This is a genomic window from Prosthecobacter sp. (assembly GCF_020439865.1).
Taxonomy (GTDB): domain Bacteria; phylum Verrucomicrobiota; class Verrucomicrobiia; order Verrucomicrobiales; family Verrucomicrobiaceae; genus Prosthecobacter.
In genome coordinates this window covers 1-22282 of the sequence record NZ_JAGRPF010000169.1, presented here as the reverse complement: position 1 = coordinate 22282, position 22282 = coordinate 1, and the positions used below count along the sequence as shown (strand labels likewise).

Here is a 22282-nt window from a genome sequence, read left to right as displayed (position 1 = left end):
TGGTCACTTAGCCTGGAAGTAACCACGCTGCTTCGTGCTGATGGGCAGTTCGAGCTTCTCCATCACCTTAAGCATGTCCTCCCACACCTGGCGTTTGGCACGAATGCCGTCGCCCATCTTCTCCTCGCGCAGTAGATAGGACGGATGATAGGTCACCATGGTCGGGATGCCACCGGTGCTGTGAAAACGACCGCGCAGACTTCCCACGCTGCCGGGAATGCCCAGACCTTCCGCAGCCGTGGCTCCAAGAGCGACGATGACCTTCGGCTTGATGAGGTCGATCTCGGTGAGCACGAAAGGCAGGCAGGCTTTCATCTCCTCGGCGGTCGGCTTGCGGTTGCCGCTGCCCTGGTTGTCCATCGCGGGGCGGAATTTGCAGATGTTGCTGATGTAAACCTGTGGACGATCGAGCCCCATCGCCTTGATGATGGCCGTGAGCTTTTGACCTGCGGGGCCGACGAACGGCTCGCGCAACTTTTCCTCTTCGGCGCCTGGTGCCTCGCCCACGAACATCAGGGACGCATGCGGATTTCCAACGGCGAACACCATGGTCTGACGCAGGCTGTTCATGGCACGCGCCGGCTCCCAGTTCTCCGCCATGGCACGCAAGGCGGCGAGTTTTTCCTCAATCGTGGCACCGGAGACTTCGATCAAACCGGCCTTCTTCGTCTCCGGCGGCGGATTGTCGAGAATGGCTCGCGCTGAAGGCGCGGATTCGACCGCAATCGGCTTCGGTGCTTCCGGCATTTCACGAACGACAGGCTTGCGTCCGAGCCCGCTCAGTTTCTCCAGCGCTTCCGGCCGCAGCGGAACATGCGTCACGCCCTGAAGCTGGCGTTGCTGCAGGTGCTGTTTGAGAAGCTGGGTGGCGGCGGACATGTCTTTTATTGCCTCCGGCTCAGCCGCATGTCCATCCAAACGGCAAGAATCAACACCACGCCACGGGCGATGAATTTGCGCTCTGGCGGCACGGACATGAGCGTCATGCCGTTCAACAGACACGCGATGATCAACGCGCCTAGCAGGACGCCCAACACGGTGCCGCGTCCACCGCGCAGGCTGACGCCGCCGATGACACAAGCGGCGACGGCGTCGAGCTCCATCAAGTCGCCGACGGTCGTCGTCGATGAACCGGCATACGCGGTCTGCATGAAGCCGGTGATGGCCACGATGGCTCCCATGCCACTGTAGGCCGCGATTACCGTGCGTTTCATCGGCACGCCGGAAACGAAGGCGGCTTCGGTATTTCCACCGATGGCGTACAAGTGACGGCCCAAGCTCGTGTGCTGAGTAACCGCATATACGATCATCGTCACGCCGCCGAGAATGAGCGAAGGCAGCGGGATGCCGCGAAACTGTCCGGTAACGAGCACGAACAGCGCGATGGCCTGCGCCGTGATAAACAGACGCATGAAGGACATCTCCTTGTCATCGACGGCGAATCCATGAGCAATGCGACGCTTGCGGGCACTGATTGTCGTGAGAGTCAGGGCAAGCATCAAAACAGCGGCGAGCATCCAGCCAAACTTTGGCGGCAGGTAGTACGTGATGAGCAGCGAGTAGAGATTGCTCTGGCCGCCGGGAGCGACAGGCACGGTGGCGTTGTCGATCACCAGCCAGAACAGCCCTTTGAAGATCAGCAGCGCGCCCAGCGTGACGATGAAAGCCGGCATGCGCTCGCACACGATGAACGCGCCCATCGCCATCCAGATCAGCACCCCGCACAGCAAACCCAGACCGAGCGCAGCCGGTGCAGGCAGGTGATGGTGAAATACGAGCACGCTGGCGATGCCGCCGAGCAGGCCCACGCCGCTGCCCGCCGACAGATCGATGTGTCCTGGCAGAAGTATGAGCAGCATGCCCATCGCCAGGGTGGCGGTGATGGAAAGCTCCGTCGCAAGCATCGACAGATTGCGCGCACCGAGGAACGCCGGCTCGTTGACGGCAAAGAACGCACCGATCGCAAGCAACGCGATGGCAATGGGAAGTTCTCGGAATTTGAAACTCACAACGGCTCAGTTTTGGGACGCGAAGAAGATGCCGAGAATGATCAGGACGATCAAAACGGCGATGGTGATCTTCACCCAGCTCAGCGGATACTCGCCGGTGATCTTGCCGGTCGCGCCGTTGACGGCCACTTGGAAGCTCTTCGCTCCATAAGTGTAGGAGAGCAGCCACACCGGCAGCAGCACATGCTTGAAGGTCTGCGCACTGTATTGCGGGGCGATTTGCAGATTGCGGCTCGTGTCACCGGGAATCTGCGCGGTGCACTGGCTGCGCAGGCTGTTGTCCATGCGACCACGCGAGTCTTGCGCGGCTTGAATGAGATCAATTTGATACTGCTCGACGACCCAGCCTGACAGATATCCAGGATCGTAAGGCAGCAGATCCGTGGTCGTGGGGAATGGTTGCAGTTTTTCGAGCAAGTCCGTGTGAACTCCTTTCGATGCAGGCACGAGCACATCATCGAAGTCGGTGCTGACGTGGCCGGAGGCGTACTCCCAGCGCGTGTGGCGCGTGCGATTGCCCTTGCTGTCGGTCGTGTAGTAGTAGTAACCGGCCTCTGCCTCCCAGGGACACTCAGCATGCGCGTCAAACGTCCAGTAGGGCAGATACAGTCCGTGCAGCGTGTCCGTGAGCGCCTTCTGACCGAGCGCATTCGGCGCCCAAAAGTGGCTGGCATACCATCGCCGGATATCCTCGCGCACCTGGCTCTCAGCAATCTTGAACGGAAGCTGGCTGCCGGGACGGATTGGCGTGCCGACGTCATCCACGGCGATGATGGCGGGCGATCCGCAAAAGTCACAGTTCTGCGCCACCCGCTTTTCGTCGAAGACCGAGATAGCATGGCAGCTCTGGCATTTCACCGTTTTGCGCGCCGCAGCCCAGCCGCGTTGGTCGTCTGGAATCGACCGCAGCATGGCGACGAGGTCATTCTCCTCAACCAGCGTGCCGTCGGTCTTGAGTTCGGCAGGTGATTCCGTGCCGCAGTAAGGACAGACCAGCGCGTGCTTCGACGGCGTCCAGACCGCCTCGGCTCCGCAGGCGGGACAGGCAAACTTGGAAATGGCGGTGACTTCGGACATTGAGGCAGACTGGGCACGATTAACCGGAGAAATGCGATTCCTGTCCATTCTAAAAACCGGGGCAAAACTATTTTGCTTTGTCAGGTGTTGGAGGGTCTGCGCAAAATCTCGCCATGAAACGCCACCTTATTCTTCCAACCCTTCTTTTTGCCATCGCCACCAGCAACCTTACCGCCGCCACCGTCAAAGACCGTGAGGGAGCGGTTCGCGGTGACAAGGCCAGACTGGAAAACGACCCGCGCTGGAACTGGAATGACATTGAAGGCGGTTTCCGCCTCGCGAAAACCACCGGCAAGCCGCTGCTCGTGGTGCTGCGATGCCTGCCCTGCCTGGCCTGCGCCGGCATCGACGCCAGCGTGCTGGAGGAACCGGAGCTCACGCCGCTGCTCGACCAGTTTGTCTGTGTCCGCGTCATCAATGCGAACACGCTCAACCTCTCGCTGTTCCAGTATGATTACGACCTGTCCTTCTCGGCGATCATGTTCAATGGCGACGGAACGATCTACGGTCGCTACGGCTCCTGGCAGCATCAAAAAGACCCGCTCGACAAAACGACCGCCAGTTTTACCAAGGCACTCAACGCCGCCCTCGCCATCCATCAGGGCTACCCCGCCAACAAAGCCGCGCTGAGCGGCAAGCAGGGCGGTCCCACGCCTTACAAGACACCCGTCGAGTTCCCCAGCCTCGCCGCCAAGTACCCGAGCAAACTCGACTGGGATGGCAAGGTTATGATGAGCTGCGTCCACTGTCACATGGTCGGAGATGCCTTCCGCGCTTATTACCGGAATCAGAACCAGCCCATCCCGGTCGAATGGATTTATCCACAGCCGTCGATCGAGACGCTCGGTGTCATTCTGGCTACGGACGACGTTGCCAGGGTAGAGTCCGTGGCAGACGGTTCGGCCGCCAATGCCGCCGGAATTCAGGCCGGCGACATTTTCACCCGCCTCAACGGACAGCCTCTCGTCTCCATCGCCGATGTAAGCTGGGTGCTGCATCGCTCGCCGGATTCCGGATCATTGGCGGCTACGATTCAGCGCGGTGGCAAAACGATCGAAACGGCTTTAGAACTTCCCGCCGGCTGGCGATTGAGGACCGACATCGGCAAACGCGTGGGCACCTGGCCCATGCGTGCGATGGCCTTCGGCGGCATGAAGATGGACGACATTCCCGATGAGGAACGCGCCACGCTCGGCCTTGCGAAGGATCAGATGGCGCTGCGGATCATGCACGTCGGCCAATACGGGCCGCACGCCGCCGCCAAGAAGGCCGGCTTCCAAAAAGACGACATCCTGGTGGAGGTCGGTGATTTGAAACAGCGCATCACTGAAAGCGCGATCATCGGCCACCTGCTGCTCCACCATCTGCCGGGCGAAAAACTGCCCGCCGTGGTGCTGCGGGGTGGAAAGCGGGTGGAACTGAAGATGCCGCAGCAGTAGAGCCTGCCATGACAAATTCGTGAATGCTTTGAGCCCGCCCGACGTTTGGCAGCACCACAATCGACGTTTTTCCCATGCCAGCCCTCCGAAACGCGCTTCTCCTGATGGTGGTCTGGCTGAGCGGACTCGACGCCTTCGGGCAGTCGGTCACCACGCAGGCCGCCACCGGTGTCACCGACGTCCTGGCGACTCTGAGAGGGTCTGTGATCCCGGGCTCCACCACAAACTACCGTTACCCCAAGTTCGAATACTGGATCGACGGCGGTTTGATCTCCACGATCAATGCCGATCCGTTCAATGTGATCGGCACCAGCCCGGTCGCGGTGACCGCAAACCCGCCGGATCTGCTGCCGAACACGACTTACCACTACCGCGTGGTCATGAATCCGAGCATCGTGGGCGGTGGCGGCTGGGTGGGAGGGGAAATGACCTTCACCACCGCGGCACCCACCACCCTGCCGACGTTCCAGTCCGCCTACGCGGACATCATCGGTGACACGCTGGTGAATTTCGTGATCTGGAACACCCGCAGCGGCGGCTCACCGGCCACCACGACGTTTGAGTACGGCCCCACGGCCGATTACGGCTCGCAAGTCACGATGCCGGACACGATGGCGACCAACACGCTGCGATCATCTGCCCAGATCAACGCCACCGGCCTGACGCCGGGCACTCTTTATCACTACCGCGTGAAGGTGACGAACGACCAGGGCACCACGACCAGCGCGGATGCCACCTTCACCACCACGCTGCCAGCCACCGTCACCACCGGAGCCGCCAGCGACGTGACCTGCTTCAGCGCAAACGTGGTCGGCACCGCGACGCCGCTGGCGCACACGCTGGGCCTGTTTTTCCAATACGGGCCGACCACCGACTACGGCAGCACGGCCAATGGCAGCCCTTATCAAGTGAGCGGTGCCGGCACGAAGGATGTCAGCGGCAGCCTGACCGGCCTGTTCCCGGGCACCACCTATCATTACCGCCTGCGCGGTGCCGACTCCTGGAATGGCGGAGAATTTTACGACGGCGACGATCTGACCTTCACCACGCCGACGAACGTGACCACGGTGCCAGCCACGAACGTCACCGACCTGGCCGCGACTTTGAATGCCACCGTGATCACCAACGGCACCGGCACCACCTTCAGCTACCTCTTTGAATACGGCACCACCACCAGTTACGGGCAGACACGGATCGCCACGCTCGTCCAAAACGACACCGGGAACCCGAATTTGAAGATCGTGTCTGCATCCATGCCGCCGCTTCTGCCGGGAACGCTTTATCACTATCGCCTGCGCTTCACCCAGAACGGCCACACCACCTACGGGGAGGATGTTTCCTTCACCACCGGCCCTGCGGCCACGCCGCCGGTGATCACCAGCCCCGGCCAGTCGCTCTCGCCACGCTACACCACCTCCGCCAATCTCGCCGCCACGGTCAATGCCGGGAGCTCGGAGACAACCGTCGTGTTCGAATACGGGCCGGATGCGTCTTACGGTTTCGAGGCTGCCGTGCCGGGCAGCCTGGCCATCAACAGCTCCACGATCACCTATGCTACTGTCAGCGGCCTCGCGCCCGCTGGCACCTATCACTTCCGCGTGCGTGCCACCAACAACGAAGGGACGACCTTCAGTGGCGACACCACCTTCATCACGCTGCCCGTGCCGGAGGTGACGACCGATGCGGCCTCCAACATCGGCGCGACTTGGACGACGCTCAACGGCACCTACCACATGCACGAGGGCAATTACACCGTCACGTTCGAGTACGGTCCGTCCACTAACTACGGATCAGTCATCTCCCCCGGTGGGATCATCCTCTGGGGCGGTGGCGGCATCATCATCGGTGGCGGAGGAGGAGGCATCATCATCGGTGGTGGCAACAACTCCGTGCAAACTCCCTGGGCCACACCCTATGCCCTCGCTGTCGGAACGAACTATCACTACAGGCTGAAGCTTACCGACGGTGTCGGTGTCAGCTACTACGGAACGGATGTCACGTTCACCACAGTCACCCCCGTCGAGGCCTGGCGTCAAAGTTACTTTGCCACTGCTGCCAATGAGGGTGAAGCAGCCGACTTGGAGATTCCTGCGAATGACCAGATGCCCAATCTGCTTAAATACGCTCTGGGGCTCGACCCCCATCGGCCTGCCAGCCCTCCCGCAGTGTCTGTCACCGGCGATCCCGGAGCCCAGCGGCTCTGCCTCACGTTCAACCGCCTGCTGGTCGCGACTGACCTCACCTATGAGGTGCAGGCTGCGAACAGCCTGCCGGGCCCCTGGACGACGATCGCCACCGCATCTGCCGGAGGCGCGTTCAGTGGCGCCGCCGAAGTGATTCAGACAGGTGGCGGCCTCATTCTTCCGACCCCGACCTACCCGACAGCAATCAGCAGTTTCGAAGTTCACGATATCGTGCCCCTCGGCTCGGTGCCCAGCCGCTATCTTCGGCTGCGTGTGACACGCTGAGACAGGAGCACCAATCCGGACGGACCGGGGGTGAAAATCCCGGTTGCAAACCCGGGCGCGGTCTGCATTATCCCCGCCCCTCGCGAGTCCGCCCCTAAAATTCGCCGTTGGTCTCCGTGCCTGCCTCTCTTCGAGATGTGCAGGATTCTCGCCCGGAGGTAACCCGGCCATATCACACATCCTATGTCAGTACGTCTTGCTCGATTCGAGATGCCCAGCCGCCTGGTTAAAAACGAGGCCACGGCAACCGAAACCTACGCCCAGTTCATCGCCGAGCCCTTCGATAAAGGTTACGGTCACACCATCGGCAACTCCCTCCGCCGCGTCCTCCTCTCCTCCTTGGAAGGCGCATCCATCACCTCCGTGAAGATCCGCGGTGCGGAACACGAGTTCACGACCCTTCCGGGCGTGCTCGAAGACGTCGTTCAGATCATCCTGAACCTCAAGAAAGTCCGCTTCAAGCATCACAGCGATGCCAAGGAGCCCCGTCTGCTCTCCATTCTTGCCGACAAAGAAGGCGCCGTCACCGCCGGTGACATCAAGGACGACAACCACTACGAAGTCATCAACAAGGACCTCGTGATCTGCCACCTCGACCGCAAGACCAAATTCGAGTGCGAATTCGAAGTCCGCGTCGGCCGCGGTTTCTCCACCTGGGAGGAAAACAAGCGTGTGGACACCCCCATCGGCGTCATTCCGATCGACTCCATCTACTCCCCCGTCACCCGCGTGAAGTACGCAGTCGAAAACACCCGCGTCGGTCAGAACACCGACTATGACAAGCTGGTGCTCGACATCTGGACCGACGGTCGCATTACCCCGCAGGACGCCCTCCTGCAGTCCGCCGCCATCCTGCGCCACCATCTCGACGTGTTCGTCAACTACGACGACAAGGCCGTAGAATTCGAAGCCGCACCGGAAGCGCAGAGCGAGGAAAACAGCGAGCTGCGCAAGCTCCTGAACATGAGCGTCAACGAGATCGAACTCTCCGTCCGCGCCGCCAACTGCCTGAACAACGCCAACATCACGAGCGTCGGCCAGCTGGCGATGAAGACCGAGGGCGAAATGCTCCGCTATCGCAACTTCGGCAAGAAGTCCCTCACCGAGATCAAGGAAAAGCTCGCCGAGCTTGGTCTTTCTCTCGGCATGAAGTTCGATCCTGCGCTGCTTGAGGCCACCCCTGGCGGTGTCTCCCTCCTCGCCCGCAGCAGCATGATCGGCGATGACGATGAAGAGGCCGATTCCCTCGACTTCAGCAAGCTGGTGGACAGCCACCTTCCTGACGTCGATGACGAGGAGTAATCAATTACAGGTAGAAAGAATTATTTAGGACATGAAACACGGAAGAAAAATCGTCAAACTTCAGCGCAAGCAGGATCACCGCGACGCGCTGCTCATGAATCTCACGTGCTCGCTCATCGAGCACCGCCGCATTCGCACCACGCTCGCCAAGGCCAAAGCCCTTCGCCCCTACGCGGAGAAGCTGGTCACCCTCGGCAAGCGCGGCACTCTGCATGCGCGCCGCACCGCCCTCTCCTCACTGCGTCACAAAGACATGGTGAAGAAGCTCTTCGAAGAGATCGCCGTGGCCTCCAAGGACCGCGTCGGTGGCTACACCCGCATCACCAAGCTCGGCCAGCGCCGCAGTGACTCCGCCCCGATGGCCTACATCGAGTGGGTGGACGCCTACGTGCCCAAGGCCGCCGCAGCCCCTGAAGCTGAAGCCGCAGCCGAACCTGCCGCCGAAGAGGCAGCGCCGAAGAAAAAGGCTCCTGCCAAGAAGAAGGCTGCTCCGAAGAAGAAAGCCGCCGCCGCTGAATAAGCAGGCGTCTCTCATCGAGAACCCATCCAACGCGGGAGTCTTTCGACTCCCGCGTTTTTTGTACCCGCAATCGTACCGAAACTTGGCACTCGGGTATCAGCATGTGACCTTGCGTGAAGAAGGAGTCCGCCTTCCATGCGCACACCATGGAACCCACCCTCAAGATTGCTCTCGTTGGCGCCGGCATGTTCGGCGGAGATGTTCACGCACGCGCTTACGCGGATCTGCAGCGCTTTGGCATCGCCGGACAGCTTGCTCGCGTCGGGCTCGATAAATACGCACGTGAACTCGCAGGAGTGAAGTTTGACCTCGTCGCCGTGGCCACGCGCAGCGAAAAGTCGGCCAGGAAAGCCGCCGCCGCTTTCAAGGACATCACCGGCCACGAGCCCCGTGCTTTTCATGGCGACGAGCCGTGGAATGACATTCTCGCAGCATTCCCCGATCTCGATGTGATGGCGGTCGCCACTCCCGATCATCTGCACACTCAGCCCATTCTGGCCGCGCTGGCAAAAGGCGTGCACGTGTTGACGGAGAAACCGATGTGTCTCTCGATTCAGGAGGCGGATCAAATCATCGAAGCCGCCAAGGCGAAGAATCTCATCGTCGCCGTCGACATGCACAAGCGCTACGACCCCGACCATCTCCGTATCCGCGACGACATCCAGAACCGCATCGGTGCGCCACTATACGGCACGGCCTATCTCGAAGAACCGCTCGAAGTCAGCACCAGCACCTTCAAGTGGGTGGAGGACAGCGATCCCTTCAGCTACGTCGGCCCGCATTGGACGGATCTCATCTGGAGCTACTACAAGTCCAAGCCTGTCAGTCTCACCGCCGTGGGTCAAAAGAAACGCCTCGTGCGCGACGGCATCAACGCATTCGACGCAGTGCAGGTGCGGGTCGACTACGACAACGGCATGTCGATCAACTACCACAACAACTGGATCACGCCCGCCGACTTTGAAGGCCCTGTTAATCAGGGGCACGAAATTCTCGGCGCCGATGGCAAGGTCGAAAGCGACCAGCAGTACCGCGGTTTCCGCTTCTGGAACGCCGGAGGCGGCTCTCGCACCAGCAACAATCACTTCACCCGTGAAGTGATGCGCCCCGACGGCAGCAAAGGCTACATCGGCTACGGTGTGGACAGCCTGACCGTGGGCCTGGTCGCGGTCTGCCGCGTGAAGTTTGCCCAGGAATCACGCGATGAGGTGGCGGAACTCTATCCCACCGCCGAAGAGGCCCGCATTACGTGTGCCATTGTCGACGCGGCGGCCCGCGTGCGGGATCTGAACTGGAAATACATTCAGGAAGGCAAAGGAGCCACGGTCACCGCGCGCTTTGGTCCCGATGGCATCACGATCATCGATCCCAATGCCCGGGAAGTGTTTCACAGCATCTACGACAAGCCTCTGTAATAGCCCGGGTTGCCTACAGGAGAGCCCCCCGCGCTGACTTGCGCGCACCATCGACTGAAGTTAGTGATCCACCATGATCGGCCGCTGGTTCAGACTACGTCGCGCCCGCCTTGCGCTTGCTTCGCAAGACCCCAAAACCCGGATCGCAGGCTTGGATATGCTTCCGGACCTTGAGGACCAGCGGCTCGCTGAACTGGTCACGACAATGGCAGTAACCGACCCTGATCTGGACAGTCGCAAAGCCGCTCAAGCTTTCGTGCTGAAACACGCATCACCTTTGGTGATCCGATTCCTGCGACAGCATCTCCTCACCTCCATGCAAACAAGCCCCCGACGGTATGCCGCCGAGCTTTTGGCTGGCATAGGCGGCACAGATTCCGTGAACGCACTTGCAAAGGCCGTTGAGGATTTTTCGTTCCCGGAAATGCAGGTGCTTTGCGCGCGGCTTCTCGGACAAACTCGGGAACCGGCGGCGCTCCCTTTGCTGAAAAAATACGCTGATGACGCTTTTTGGTATCCGAGCCGCAAACGACGTGCCGGCGGCTCTGGTATCGACATCGGTCAGAACGAGGCCGTTGCCATGCAAGACGGGAGAACAAAGACTGCCGCGCTGGAGGGACTCGCGATCATCGGCGGTGACGAGGCGCTTGCCGTCATCCGCCGCTATACCAAATCTCGTGACTTCACGATCCGAGGCACCGCAGAAAAGCTGCTAAGAGAGATCGACGCACGAACCTGATTCGCGCTCTTACTTCACAAACATCGGATCATCTGGATTCCCTTTGCTGAGCAGGTAGGCCATGAGGTCGAGAATGTCGTCTTCCTTGAGCATGAAGAGCAGGCCAGGCGGCATCATGCTGACCTTGCTCTCCTCAGTCTTCACCACGTTCTTCACGTCGACATTCGTGAAATTGTTTGGGTCCATCATGTTGGTGCACACCATCATCGTGTCCTCCTTCATGTTGGCGATGCGGCCGATCACAGTACTTCCATCCTTCAAGGTGAAAACCGTGCTTCCATACTGGTCGCTGATCTCCTTGCTCGGCTCCAAGATGTGTTCCAGCAGGTCGCGCGGACTGTATTTGCCAGCGACGGAGGTCAGATCGGGGCCGACGGCTCCGCCTTCGTTGTTGAAGCGGTGGCAGGCGAAGCAGGTGGCCGCACCAAACATGTTACGACCGTTTTGGAAGTTGCGGTTGCCCTCCAGACCGACTCCGAGAGATTTTTCGAGATCGGCCATCGTCCAGGCTTTGACGAACTGCATCGGCTTTACGGTGAAGGCCGGTGCTTTTGCCTCCGGCTTGGTATCGAGCACGTCTTTGATCGCGAGTTTTTCTTCCTCGGACATCATGCCCAGAGCGTCTTTCTTGATTTCACCGATGAAGAGATCAAACGACGCGCCGCCTTTGTAATTCGCGGCGCGCAGGAACCACCTGAAATAATCGGCCCGCAGTTCCTTCGTCCAGCCGCTCTTCGCGAAGCGCAAAATGCGCGCGTAGTCGATCTGTTCCTCCTGCGTGGGCGAATCGTTCACCAGCGGCGCGGCCTTGGCCACGATGCCGGAATCACCGAGATAGACGAGCACTTCCGCGAGGTCGCGATTGAGCCCAGTGTCGTTCGTCGGGAAGAGCGGATTCAGTCGCGCGATCAATTTGGTTTTCGTCGCCGCGTCCGGTTCACCCATGCGGGTGAACGCGAGCATGTAATCACGAACGAGCGTTACGCGATCGATTCCCTTGAGCATTTTGAAGTCGATCTTGCCCAACGCGTCGAGAATCGGTTTCTGCAGCGCCTTATCGCCACCGCTGCAACGCGCCAGCGCCATCAGGGCGGTCAAAGCGGCACGCGGATTGCTTTCGCTCAACGCCTTGTCTTTCCACGAAGCGACCGGCTGATGCTCGATGGCGACGCGGGCGGCGAAACGAGTTTGACGGTCAGCGGCGCTCAGTTGGGGCCACGCATATTCGACGGCTTTGGGATCTTTCTTGCCATGGAATGCTTCCAACCCGCGACGCATGAGGGGCTTTTCATCTTCAGCAGGAACACTTGGCTGGGTTGATTCGTCCCCCACGTAGGTCACCCGGTAGAGGCCTGACTGCACCTTGCGTCCACCGACGCTGACATACATCGCACCATCCGTTTTCGAAATCTCGAGGTCCGTCAGCGGCAGCGGCGAGGCGCTCATGAATTCCTCAGCAGCGCCTGTGTAGCCTCCGCCGTTCGGGGAGAGGTGCACCGCGTACATTTTTCCGTAGCTCCAATCGCAGATGTAAAAGGCGTCCTGGAACTTGGAGGGGAACTTGGCGCCGTAGCCGAAAGCGACGCCTGTGGGCGAGCCTGGGCCGATGTCCACGGCGGACGGAAGACTGTCTTCATAGCGCGCGGGAAACTTCTTGCTGCAGGTGCGCCAGCCGAAATCACCGCCGCTTTGCATGAAGCAGACGCGGGTAGGGCGATACCACGGCATGCCCGTGTCCCATTCCATGTCAGCGTCGAATCCGAAGATGTCACCTTTGTGATTGATGGCGATGTCATAGGTGTTGCGGGTGCCGATGGTCATCAGCTCCCACGATTTGCCATCGAGATCCGTTTTCGCGAGCCAGCCGCCGGGAGCGAGCTTGTCCCGCATGAAGCCGCGACCGAGCAACATGGGGAAAAGCTGATCCTCGGCCCAGTTGCGCGGCACACGGCTCGTTTCGCAGCTTGGCTCCTCCAACTGGTTGCCGCACTGCACGTAGAGACTTTTGCCATCGGGAGAGGCGATGACGCCATGCGGCCCGTGCTCGCCGGATTTGCCGGGGAAACCGCGGAGGAGCTCCACGGAGTCGAATTGATCGTCCCCATTCGTGTCCTTGCAGCGGTAAAGCCCGCGACCTTGATAGACTTCATCGTTCACAACTCCATACAAGGCACCCGCATGATAGAGCAGGCCCTGACAATGACCGAAGTCGATGCTGAGCTTCTCCACCTTGGTCTCGCCGGGACTTCCGCCGATGGCAGGCGGTGTGATGCGATACAGCGCGCCATATTGGTCGCTGCAAATCATGCGCCCCTTGTCATCTTGAGTCATCGCCACCCACGAGCCTTCCGTTTCCTTCGGCACTGAGTAGAGCAGCTCCACTTTGAAGCCTTTTGCGACCTTGATCTTGTCCACAGGTGTGGCCTGACCTGCGAGTTGGGCAAAACTGGCCGTGGCGGCCAAAAGAAAAGGAATGAGGAGGGATTTCATGACTGGAATGGTGATGGACGACAAGGGAATGCAGGCGGGGACAGGCTGTCCCCGCTCCTTGGCTACTTCATAAGTTCCTTGACCTTGCCTTCGATGGCGTTGGCCCACATCTCATAGCCCTTGGCGTTGAGGTGGAGCAGGTCAGGCATGATTTCTTTCGGCAGCGTACCGTCGGGCTGCAGGAAGGTGTTGCCGATGTCCATGTAGAACACGCGTTTGTCGTCGGCGAAGCCTGAGATGATGTTGTTGGTGGCGATGTTTTGCTGGCGCATCTTGTCCTCCTTGGTGGCTCCGCGAGGGAAGATGCCAAGCAGCAGCACCTTGGTCTCCGGCAGTTTTTTGCCGAGAATGTCGAGAATCATCTTCACGCCTTCGGCGGTCTGCTCGGCGCTGCTGGTGTAAACGGCACCACCGTGTTCAGCGGCCGGACGGCCCTGATGACCGGTGTTGTTGGTGCCGATCATGAGAACGACGAGCTTGGGCTTGATGCCGTCGAAGTTGCCGTTCTGCAGACGCCAGATGACGTGCTCGGTGCGGTCGCCGCCAATGCCGAAATTCGCGGCCTTGCGTGGTTCCCAGAATTTGGCCCAGACTTCCTTGCCATTGCCTTCCCAGCCCTGCGTGATGGAGTCGCCAAGGAAAACCAGCTGAGCCTCGCCCTTTTTCGAAATCTCGTTGAAGGACTCGTGACGCTTCACCCAACCGCCTTCACGCGGCTTCGGGTCGATGGCGAGGTTCTTGGGCGTTTCAGCGAGACTGAGGGCTGCGACGCAAAATGAGGCGAGGGAGAGTGCGAATGTTTTCATGGTTGGAGAGGCATCGATGATGCCGGGGAGCCATGAAACTCGCAAGCCGTGATTGTTATTTCACGCCTTCAATGCCCAGTCGAGCAGCGCCTCAGCGTCCTTCCACACTCCTGTGCTGCTGTCATTGAGCACCACGACGATCCTGCGGCGGCCGTTGCGCTCGCCGGTGGCGACAAGGCAGTAACCGGCGGCCTCGGTGTAGCCTGTCTTCATCCCATCGCAGTAGCTCGCGCTGCGCAGCACGCGGTTGGTGTTGGCCAGTTCGATGAATTTGCCATCGGGCTTGGTGAATTTGTAGCTTTGCAGCTTTACGATCTTGCGGATTTCCGTCTGCTGGTCAGCGGCCTTGGCGATCATCGCGAGATCACGTGCCGTGCAGTAAGGATCCTCGTCCGTGGTCGATGGCAGGCCATGTGGATTCACGAAGAAGGTGTTTTGCAGGCCGAGGGCCTTTGCGCGTTCGTTCATCTTCGCGGCAAATTCGGCCACACTACCGGCGTTGTCGCGTGCGAGCGCCTGAGCGATGTCATTGGAACTTTTCACCATCATCGCGGTGAGGAGCTGACGCCGCGTGTAGGTCTCGCCGACCTTCAAGCCGATGCGCACCGGCGCACACTGCGTGTCCGCGAGTTCCACCGTGACGATTTTGTCCAGCTCACCCGCCTCAACGACAAGCAGCGCGGTCATGATCTTCGTGGTACTGGCGATGGCACCTTTGACGTCCGGATTCTTTTCGAAGAGAACGTCATCGTTTTCGGGGTCGATGATGATGCAGCGTCCGGCGCTGATCTGCGGAATCGCACCCCGAAGGTTTTTGATTTCGATCTCGCGGCGGACTTTGCGCGTCTTTTCAATCTCCTCGGCAAGCTGCGTCTCCAGCTGCTTCTTCATCTCCTGAAGCGCCGTTTCCCGCGCGGCGAACTGGGCCTTCTCCTTCTCAATGCGCTGGCGTTCGGCGGCGACTTCCTGCTGAATCTTGGAAGCGGCGGCCATCTTGGCCTCGGCCTCCTCCTCGCGCCATTGCAGAGCTTTCTCGCGCTTTTCGTCAATGCAACCGGTCAGCATGCTGCTGAAAAGAACCGTCAGCAGGGCGCCGCGGTGGAGAGTCGGGGGGAGGCGGGTGATCATTATCAAAGTTCTGCTAGAAGTTCCTTCAGTCGCGCGACTGGCCACTGGCCGGGGGCATTCGAAACACCAATAAAGCCGTAATTCAAGAGACTGCCACACTTTGCCAACACCAGGCGTGAGACACGTCCCCATGGCCCCATCCCCATCACAGACAGACGCAGACGATGGGTCTCGCCCGCAAGCTTCATGAGACGCACCAGATCATCCTGCGTGTTCAGGTAGGTGGCGATCTTCACCGCATCGAGTCCGACCTGCTGGGCGAAGTTCACCGCGCCGCTGAGCACCTCGTCTGAGGGCGTGGCCTGAAAGTCGTGAAACGAGCCCACCACCGGCACTCCGGCCGCACGTGCCTTTTGAATCGTCCCCTGCATCTGGGTGGCGCTGCGCAGTTCGAGGTCAACTAGGGAGGCGAGATCCAATAACGGCTCTATCATGGCCGCTCGCGCTGCGGGATCCTCCGGGGCCTGACCTCCCTCCGCAGGATGGCGGGCGGTCAAAAGAAGCGGTACCGTGTTCCCGGCAAGTTTCGCGCGCAAATCAGCCGCAGGAAGCTGCAACTGATCGAGTCGGAGTTCCGCCACATCGCACAACCCGGCCCGCGCAGCCGCCTCCAGCGAAGTGAAATGCTCGAGAGCCACCAAATCAGCCACCACCCCCACAGCGAGGGGCCGGGAGGAGAAGAGCAGGTTTTTAGAGGAAACAAGTTGAGCCATTCGCTAGGTCGAGTATAATTTTAATAAATCTAAATAAGTTTTAGCATCTAAGCCACCACTATGCTGGGCCGGAAGCAAGAAATCAATTTGCAGCTCACCGAACTGCTCGACAGCGCTCTGCTGGCGTTCTGTCTGTGGTTCGGGCACTTTTTGCGTTCACAGTTGGTGCCTGTCTTTCTGCCTGACGCCGCGGAGATTCCCTCGCTGGAGAAGTTTTACTGGGTGATCGCGGTCGTGGCTCCATTCACACCCATCGTGCTGGAGGCCCGCGGTTTTTACTCGAACATATACAATAAGACTCCCGGCCGCTCCATGCGTCAGCTGGCGGAGGCGCTGGTCATCATCGGAATGTTCATCGCCTTTTGCATCGTGTTCTTCAAATGGTCGGTCGAAAGCCGTGCCGTGGTCATTTTCTCCGTGGCACTGGGCGCACTCTCGCTGCTGCTGCGCGAGGCCTGGCAACGAGAAATCCTACGCAGGCAGATGACATCGGGCAAAGGGCGCGAGCGTGTCATCATCGCCGGTGAACGAAACGATCTCGACTCCTTCCTCGCGAACATGACCTCCGAGCAACGCGCCGAAATCGAGGTCGTGGGCCAGATCGACATCACCCAACGCCCGGTCTCAGATCTGGTGGCCGCCCTGCATGAGCATTCGATCAGCCGCGTGCTCTTCGCCGCCCAGCACGTGCACTTCAGCAAGATCGAGGAGGCCGTGCAGGCCTGCGAAACCGAGGGAGTCGAAGCCTGGATCGCCGCAGATTTCTTCCAGACGGCCATTGCGCGCCCTACTTTCGATGTTCTCGGTGGACGCCTCATGCTGGTGTTTCACAGCACGCCGCAGGCCTCGTGGGAGCTCCTTTTCAAAGGCATCGTCGATCGTGTCGGTGCACTCGTTTTGCTCCTGTTCTCGTTGCCTCTCTGGCTTGTGGCGATCATTGGCATCCGCCTCGGTTCGCGCGGCCCCATTTTCTTCAAACAGGAACGCGCCGGCCACTATGGCAGGCCGTTCGTGATGTGGAAGTTCCGCACGATGCACACCGACGCTGAAACTCGTCGCGCCGAACTGGAGGCACACAATGAGATGGACGGCCCTGTTTTCAAGATCACCAACGATCCCCGCATCTTCGCCTTTGGCCGCTGGCTGCGCCGCAACAGCATCGATGAACTGCCGCAGCTCATCAACGTGCTGCGAGGCGAGATGAGCCTCGTCGGCCCGCGTCCCCTGCCCGTCTATGAGATTCAGCGCATCGAAAAACATGCGCAGCGTCGCCGCCTGAGCGTCAAACCCGGTCTGACATGCCTCTGGCAGGTCACCGGCCGCAACGGCATCAAAAACTTCGAGGAGTGGGTCGCACTCGACCTTAAGTATATCGACAACTGGTCCTTCTGGCTCGATTTGAAGATCCTTCTGCAGACCCTGCCCGCCGTCATTCGCGGCAGCGGCGCGAGTTGAGAATCAAAAATCAGGCTGAACCTTTGTTGCCGTTCGACAACGCCTCGAAGCCCGACACGAGATCGAACAACTCTTCGTCGATGCTGCTTTGCCGCAGGCGATGAAAATTGCGGCCGAGGTCTTCGAGGAGTTCGCCGATGTTTTTCTCGGCGCGTTGCATCGCGGCAAGGCGGCTGGCGTTTTCGCTGGCCAAGGATTCGGCGCAGGCTTTGTAGATCGAGACGAAGAGATACTCGCGGATGAGGGAGAGCAGCGTGGGTGCGCCGGGATGGATCACCTCGGGCAGGTTTTTCGTGGGCCAGCGAATCTTGGCGAGGTCGTGACGCCACACTTCGTCCAGCGGCAGCAGGCGCTGGCTCACAGGCTCGTAGAGCGCGCCCGATTGCGGGCGGTTGTGGAAGAGATGGACCTGCGAGAGACCGCTCTTGGCGCGGCGGGTTTCCAGTTCGAGCTGGATCTGGCCGATGAGCGGCGTGATCGCGTTCACGGAGTTCGGTACGGTGAACGTGGTGGCGACCGGCAGACCGGCGTCGATGAGCCGCGCCTGCATGCGATCGCCCACCGCCCACACAACTTTCTCGCCGGGCATGGCTTTGAGCGCGGTGACGGCATGCTCGCACAGCGTCTCATTGAACTGACCGACCAGCCCCTGATCGGAACCAAAGACGATCGCGCCGATGCCGGAGGTCTCGCGCGACTCGGGCATGTCATGCTTCAAATGGCGAAAGCAGGCGGCTAGGCCGAGCTCCACCGTGCGATAGTAATCTCCGAGCGACTGCACAGCGCGTTCATATTGGCCGATGCTCGCGGCGGCGAGCGCCTTCATCGTGCGCACCACGGAGCGGAGCTCGCCGGCTCCATCCATCTTGCGCCGCAGGCTTTCGAGGGAGTCGCTCATGACTTCGGCAGAAAGGCGGCCGCTGCTTTGGATGCAGCATCGAGAATCACCTGGCGGTCGGTATCGCTCAACCTGTTCGTCGTGGCAAAACGGTCGCGCACCTCCCCCGGGATCTGCGCCGCGGCGCCACGCACGGCGGTTTCCGCCTCGGTCATGCGTTCGAGCGGCACGTTGTCAAAAAGACGACCGGTTAGCGCCAGCAGCACGACGATCTGTTCAGGCACGGGCAGCGTGGCGAACTGCGGCTGCTTCAAGCATGCGCGAATGCGGCGACCGTGCTCGATGACGGCTTTCGTGTGTTCATCAAGTCGCGTGCCGAATCGCGCGAAGGTTTCGAGTTCCTCGAACTGCGAGTAGGCGAGCTTCAAATCTCCGGCAACCGCACGATATGCCGCGAGCTGTGCCTTGCCGCCAACACGCGAGACCGACTTGCCGACATCGACCGCCGGCAGCACGCCAAGCTCGAAGAGCGTGGGCGAGAGATAAATCTGTCCATCCGTGATGGAGATGAGATTCGTGGGGATGTAAGCGGCGATGTTTTGCGCCTCTGTCTCGATGATCGGCAGCGCGGTGACCGAGCCACCACCGAACTCCTTTCCCAATCGCGTCGCGCGTTCGAGCAAACGCGAGTGGATGTAAAAGATGTCGCCGGGAAAAGCCTCACGTCCCGGCGGACGACGCAGGAGCAGCGACAGCTCGCGATACGCACGCGCATGATGCGTGAGATCATCATAAACAATGAGCACGTCGCGTCCCTGTTCCATGAAATGCTCGGCGATGCTCGTCGCGGCATAAGGCGCGATGTAGGTAAGCCCAGGCGGGTCATTGCCCTCGGTCACCACCACGATCGTATAGTCCATCGCGCCCTGCTCGCGAAGACTGGCGACGACCTTGGCAACGGACGAAGCACGCTGTCCGATGGCGCAATACACGCAGATCACATCCTGCCCGCGTTGATTGACAATGGTGTCCACGGCGATGGCGGTCTTGCCGGTCTGACGATCGCCTAGAATCAGCTCGCGCTGACCGCGGCCGATGGGAATGAGCGCGTCGACGACCTTGATGCCGGTCTGCAGCGGCTCGGTGACCGGCGCACGGTCCATGATCGGCGTGGCGTCACGTTCGAGCGGCAGACGACGGGTGAAGGCGACCGGACCTTTGCCGTCGAGTGGATCACCGAGCGGATCGATAACGCGGCCGATCAATCCATCTCCCACCGGCACGTCCATGACGCGGCCAGTACGTTCGACCTCGTCACCGGCATGCAGATGCCAGCATTCGCCAAGGAGAACGACACCGACTTCATCTTCATCGAGGTTGAAGGCGATGCCGTAGAGATCGCCCGGAAACTTGATCAGTTCTTCAAAGCCGACACCGGGCAGTCCGGAGACCTTGGCGATGCCGGTGGAGACCGTGGTGATCGTGCCGACCTCGCGTGGCTCAAGCCGCGGCTGAAACTGCTCGCGGCTGCGGGTCAAGCCGCTGAAGGCCTGGTCCAGCGCAATGCGCAATCCGACTGGCTGGTCACTTTTCGTTTCCATGCGTGTCATCCAAAAGTTCCCCCACGTTTCGCTCCAGCGAGGCGAGATAGTCAGCGATGCTCCAGGCGACCTTGTGGCCGTTGGTGGTGAGTTCGATGCCGCTGACGATCGCGGAGGAGGTTTCAAACTGAACCTCGTTCGATGTGCTCAGCGTTTCCTTGATCGCCGCCTCGATCGCGGCGCATTGCGGCGGGGAGAGTTCAAATGCCGTTCGCACCAGCGCGGGATGATGCGAGGTCTTGAGGAAGGCGGTGAGGTTTGCTTTTTCGTCCGCATCCAAACCTCGCAGGCGCTGGATGAACACCTCTGTCATGCGTTCTTCGAGATTCGCACCGGCGAGTTCGGACAGCGCCTTCCGCGCAATCGCAAACACCTCCTGCTGCGCGCGACTGGTGATTTCACGGCTCAGCCCGTCGCGTTCGTTTTGCGCGGCGGTCTGCAGTTTGTTCTTCAGCGCCTCGGCTTCCTGTCGCGCCTGTTCCACCATCTTCTGTCGCTCGGCTTTGGCTTCTTCACCGGCCTTTTTGAGCATGCCATCGCGTTGCTGCGCGAACTCGTCGTTCTTGCGTTGGAATTCATCGCGTTCCTTCGCCGCGGCGGCTTCTTTGGCGGCAGCGTCCTCGAGTTGCGCGGCGATGCTCTTTTCGCGGGCGTCGATCGCATCGAGCACGGGCTTGTAGAGGAAGCGCTTCAACAACCACACCAGAATGAGGAAGTTGACCGCCTGCGCGATGACAGTGAACCAGTCGATGAGCATGGCCTATTTGGTGGCGGTCGCGGTGATGACGTGGTTCCAGAACGGATTGGCGAAGATGAGGATCATCGACACCACGAAGCAGTAGATCGCGGTGGATTCGATCATGGCGAGACCGACGAACAGCGTGCGCGTGATCGTGGGTGCGGCGTCCGGCTGCTGGGCGAGCGCGGTGAGCGCGGTGCCAACGGAGCGGCCTTCGGCAAAAGCGGGCCCCATGCAGCCGAAACCGGTGGTGATGCCGGCGGTGATGATCGAGGCCACGGCGATGATGGTCATGTTGTCCATGGATGTGTGCTTGGTTTGGAGGTTGCGTTATTCGGATCGTTCGCTGGAGGCGGCCGCAATGTAAACGGTCGCCAAAATGCTGAAAATATAGGCCTGCACCATGCCGGTGAGCAGTCCGAGCGCGCTCATGACCACCGGAAAGATGAACGGCGTGATGGTCAAAAGAATGCCAAGAATGATCGATCCGCTCATGATGTTGCCGAACAGACGAATGGCCAGCGCCAACGTGCGCGAGATCTCGCTGATGACATGAAACGGCAGCATCAACGGCGTGGGTTTGATGTAGGTCTTCAGGTAGCCACCAATTCCCTGCTCTGCGATACCGAAGAGCGGCACGGCGATGCATACGCAGATCGCGAGCGCCGCCGTGGTGGAGAGCGAACCTGTCGGCGGCTCGTAATACGGCAGGATGGTGCACAGATTCGACAGCGCGATGAAAAGGAACAGAGTGCCGATGAAGCCGATGTAAACCTCCGGTCGTTGCAGACCAACTTCCTGAATCTGCTTCCTGATGCCGCTCACAATGATCTCCAGCGTGCTCTGCCAGCGCGAGATGTGAATGCCCGGCGAAAGACGGCTGGTGATCCACTTCGCACCAAGCACGAGAACCAGCATCAGCGCCCACGTGGTGATGATGGTTTCGTTCAGCTTGAAGAACCCATGCTGCCAGAAGATGACCTCGTCGGAGCTAAGACGCATGGCCGTCCTCCTTGCTGGAGAGGTTTTGTGTCATCCGTGTGACAATGAGACGCCCGATGATGAATCCCGCAAGGCAGGCCAGCAGTTTCTGCAACTGACCGCCGCCCACGAAATAAAAGCCGACCACCACGATGGCGGTGCGCAGCGCGAAGCTGGCGAGAAACCAAAGCGCCGGACGCGGCGACTGCATGCCCTTGCGAATCGTCCACCACAGACCGCCGAAGAAGATCGCGCCGAGCACCAGACCGGCAAGCGCAGCGAGCACAAAGGGAAGCGAATTACTCATCTTTGTCCTCCTTGTCGTCGTCGTGCATTTTTTGATTCTCCTTCGCCACCCAATGCCACGCATTCAGGCATCCGACAAACAATCCGATGACCAGCAGCGAAAGCGTCCACGAGTGTGTTCCCGGATGGTGATCGTCCAGCCAGATGCCGAGCGCCGCACCGAGCAGCGTGGGCACGACGACCGACCAGCCGATGAGGCCGAACATGCCAAAGCCAAACCAGATGCTCTGCACGCCCTTGCGCTGCGCCTTGAGCT

General features: G+C 60.2%; 21 protein-coding genes. 7 read left to right on the top strand and 14 right to left on the bottom strand.

The window, feature by feature from the left end; all coding sequences use genetic code 11:
* Positions 1-3: 3 nt before the first annotated feature.
* Genes KDL09_RS20010 through KDL09_RS20000 form a run of 3 tightly spaced genes read right to left on the bottom strand, consistent with a single transcriptional unit; the run spans position 4 to position 3086 of the window.
* Entirely contained in the window at positions 4-879 is an 876-nt protein-coding gene (locus tag KDL09_RS20010) for a uracil-DNA glycosylase (protein ID WP_294389102.1), read from the bottom strand.
* Positions 880-884: 5 nt separating this feature from the next.
* Positions 885-2009: a hypothetical protein gene (locus KDL09_RS20005; RefSeq protein WP_294389100.1), complete on the bottom strand. Its 1125-nt coding sequence runs from the start codon at positions 2007-2009 to the stop codon at positions 885-887.
* A gap of 6 nt (positions 2010-2015) precedes the next feature.
* Positions 2016-3086, bottom strand: a complete 1071-nt coding sequence (locus KDL09_RS20000; RefSeq protein WP_294389098.1) for a zinc ribbon domain-containing protein — start codon at positions 3084-3086, stop codon at positions 2016-2018.
* A gap of 113 nt (positions 3087-3199) precedes the next feature.
* Here KDL09_RS20000 and KDL09_RS19995 point away from each other — a divergent pair, with 113 nt between their 5' ends.
* From KDL09_RS19995 to KDL09_RS19970, 6 genes are all read left to right on the top strand, one after another.
* Positions 3200-4525, top strand: coding sequence for a Trx7/PDZ domain-containing (seleno)protein (locus KDL09_RS19995; RefSeq protein WP_294389097.1), 1326 nt, complete (start codon positions 3200-3202; stop codon positions 4523-4525).
* Positions 4526-4599: 74 nt separating this feature from the next.
* Positions 4600-6993: a hypothetical protein gene (locus KDL09_RS19990; RefSeq protein WP_294389095.1), complete on the top strand. Its 2394-nt coding sequence runs from the start codon at positions 4600-4602 to the stop codon at positions 6991-6993.
* Between the two features lie 183 nt (positions 6994-7176).
* Entirely contained in the window at positions 7177-8295 is a 1119-nt protein-coding gene (locus KDL09_RS19985) for a DNA-directed RNA polymerase subunit alpha (RefSeq protein ID WP_294389093.1), read from the top strand.
* A 31-nt stretch (positions 8296-8326) separates the two neighbouring features.
* The gene (gene rplQ / locus KDL09_RS19980; RefSeq protein ID WP_294389091.1) at positions 8327-8815 is read left to right on the top strand and encodes a 50S ribosomal protein L17; all 489 of its coding nucleotides are present in this window, start codon (positions 8327-8329) and stop codon (positions 8813-8815) included.
* 146 nt (positions 8816-8961) lie between these two features.
* A complete protein-coding gene (locus KDL09_RS19975; protein WP_294389089.1) occupies positions 8962-10230 on the top strand; it encodes a Gfo/Idh/MocA family oxidoreductase in 1269 nt (422 codons plus the stop codon).
* Between the two features lie 73 nt (positions 10231-10303).
* A complete protein-coding gene (locus tag KDL09_RS19970) occupies positions 10304-10969 on the top strand; it encodes a HEAT repeat domain-containing protein (RefSeq protein WP_294389087.1) in 666 nt (221 codons plus the stop codon).
* A gap of 9 nt (positions 10970-10978) precedes the next feature.
* Here the strand turns inward: KDL09_RS19970 and KDL09_RS19965 are convergent, their stop codons facing one another.
* The 4 genes from KDL09_RS19965 to KDL09_RS19950 all read right to left on the bottom strand — a co-directional run bounded on the left by KDL09_RS19965 (position 10979) and on the right by KDL09_RS19950 (position 16106).
* Entirely contained in the window at positions 10979-13459 is a 2481-nt protein-coding gene (locus tag KDL09_RS19965; protein WP_294389085.1) for a c-type cytochrome, read from the bottom strand.
* A 62-nt stretch (positions 13460-13521) separates the two neighbouring features.
* On the bottom strand, positions 13522-14265 hold the full coding sequence (locus KDL09_RS19960; RefSeq protein ID WP_294389083.1) for a platelet-activating factor acetylhydrolase IB subunit: 744 nt from the start codon (positions 14263-14265) through the stop codon (positions 13522-13524).
* A 60-nt stretch (positions 14266-14325) separates the two neighbouring features.
* Complete coding sequence (locus tag KDL09_RS19955; RefSeq protein ID WP_294389081.1) at positions 14326-15393, bottom strand: D-alanyl-D-alanine carboxypeptidase family protein; 1068 nt, start codon at positions 15391-15393, stop codon at positions 14326-14328.
* Positions 15394-15395: 2 nt separating this feature from the next.
* The gene (locus KDL09_RS19950; protein ID WP_294389079.1) at positions 15396-16106 is read right to left on the bottom strand and encodes a type I 3-dehydroquinate dehydratase; all 711 of its coding nucleotides are present in this window, start codon (positions 16104-16106) and stop codon (positions 15396-15398) included.
* 60 nt (positions 16107-16166) lie between these two features.
* Here KDL09_RS19950 and KDL09_RS19945 point away from each other — a divergent pair, with 60 nt between their 5' ends.
* Entirely contained in the window at positions 16167-17561 is a 1395-nt protein-coding gene (locus KDL09_RS19945) for a sugar transferase (protein ID WP_294389078.1), read from the top strand.
* A gap of 10 nt (positions 17562-17571) precedes the next feature.
* Here KDL09_RS19945 and KDL09_RS19940 read toward each other — a convergent pair whose 3' ends face one another.
* The 7 genes from KDL09_RS19940 to KDL09_RS19910 form a co-directional block, all read right to left on the bottom strand.
* Positions 17572-18459 (bottom strand): F0F1 ATP synthase subunit gamma, encoded by an 888-nt coding sequence (locus tag KDL09_RS19940; RefSeq protein ID WP_294389076.1) that lies wholly within the window; start codon positions 18457-18459, stop codon positions 17572-17574.
* Positions 18456-20000: an alternate F1F0 ATPase, F1 subunit alpha gene (locus KDL09_RS19935; RefSeq protein ID WP_294389074.1), complete on the bottom strand. Its 1545-nt coding sequence runs from the start codon at positions 19998-20000 to the stop codon at positions 18456-18458. Before KDL09_RS19935 ends, KDL09_RS19940 begins: the two co-directional genes overlap by 4 nt.
* Entirely contained in the window at positions 19984-20757 is a 774-nt protein-coding gene (locus KDL09_RS19930) for a hypothetical protein (RefSeq protein ID WP_294389073.1), read from the bottom strand. The genes KDL09_RS19935 and KDL09_RS19930 overlap by 17 nt, the downstream gene beginning before the upstream one ends.
* Positions 20758-20760: 3 nt before the next feature.
* Positions 20761-21042, bottom strand: a complete 282-nt coding sequence (locus KDL09_RS19925; protein ID WP_294389072.1) for a F0F1 ATP synthase subunit C — start codon at positions 21040-21042, stop codon at positions 20761-20763.
* A gap of 27 nt (positions 21043-21069) precedes the next feature.
* On the bottom strand, positions 21070-21741 hold the full coding sequence (locus KDL09_RS19920; RefSeq protein ID WP_294389070.1) for a F0F1 ATP synthase subunit A: 672 nt from the start codon (positions 21739-21741) through the stop codon (positions 21070-21072).
* Positions 21731-22027, bottom strand: a complete 297-nt coding sequence (locus KDL09_RS19915) for an ATP synthase subunit I (RefSeq protein WP_294389069.1) — start codon at positions 22025-22027, stop codon at positions 21731-21733. Before KDL09_RS19915 ends, KDL09_RS19920 begins: the two co-directional genes overlap by 11 nt.
* The coding region (locus KDL09_RS19910; RefSeq protein WP_294389067.1) for an AtpZ/AtpI family protein at positions 22020-22282 on the bottom strand (263 nt) is incomplete at its 5' end. The genes KDL09_RS19915 and KDL09_RS19910, both read right to left, overlap by 8 nt.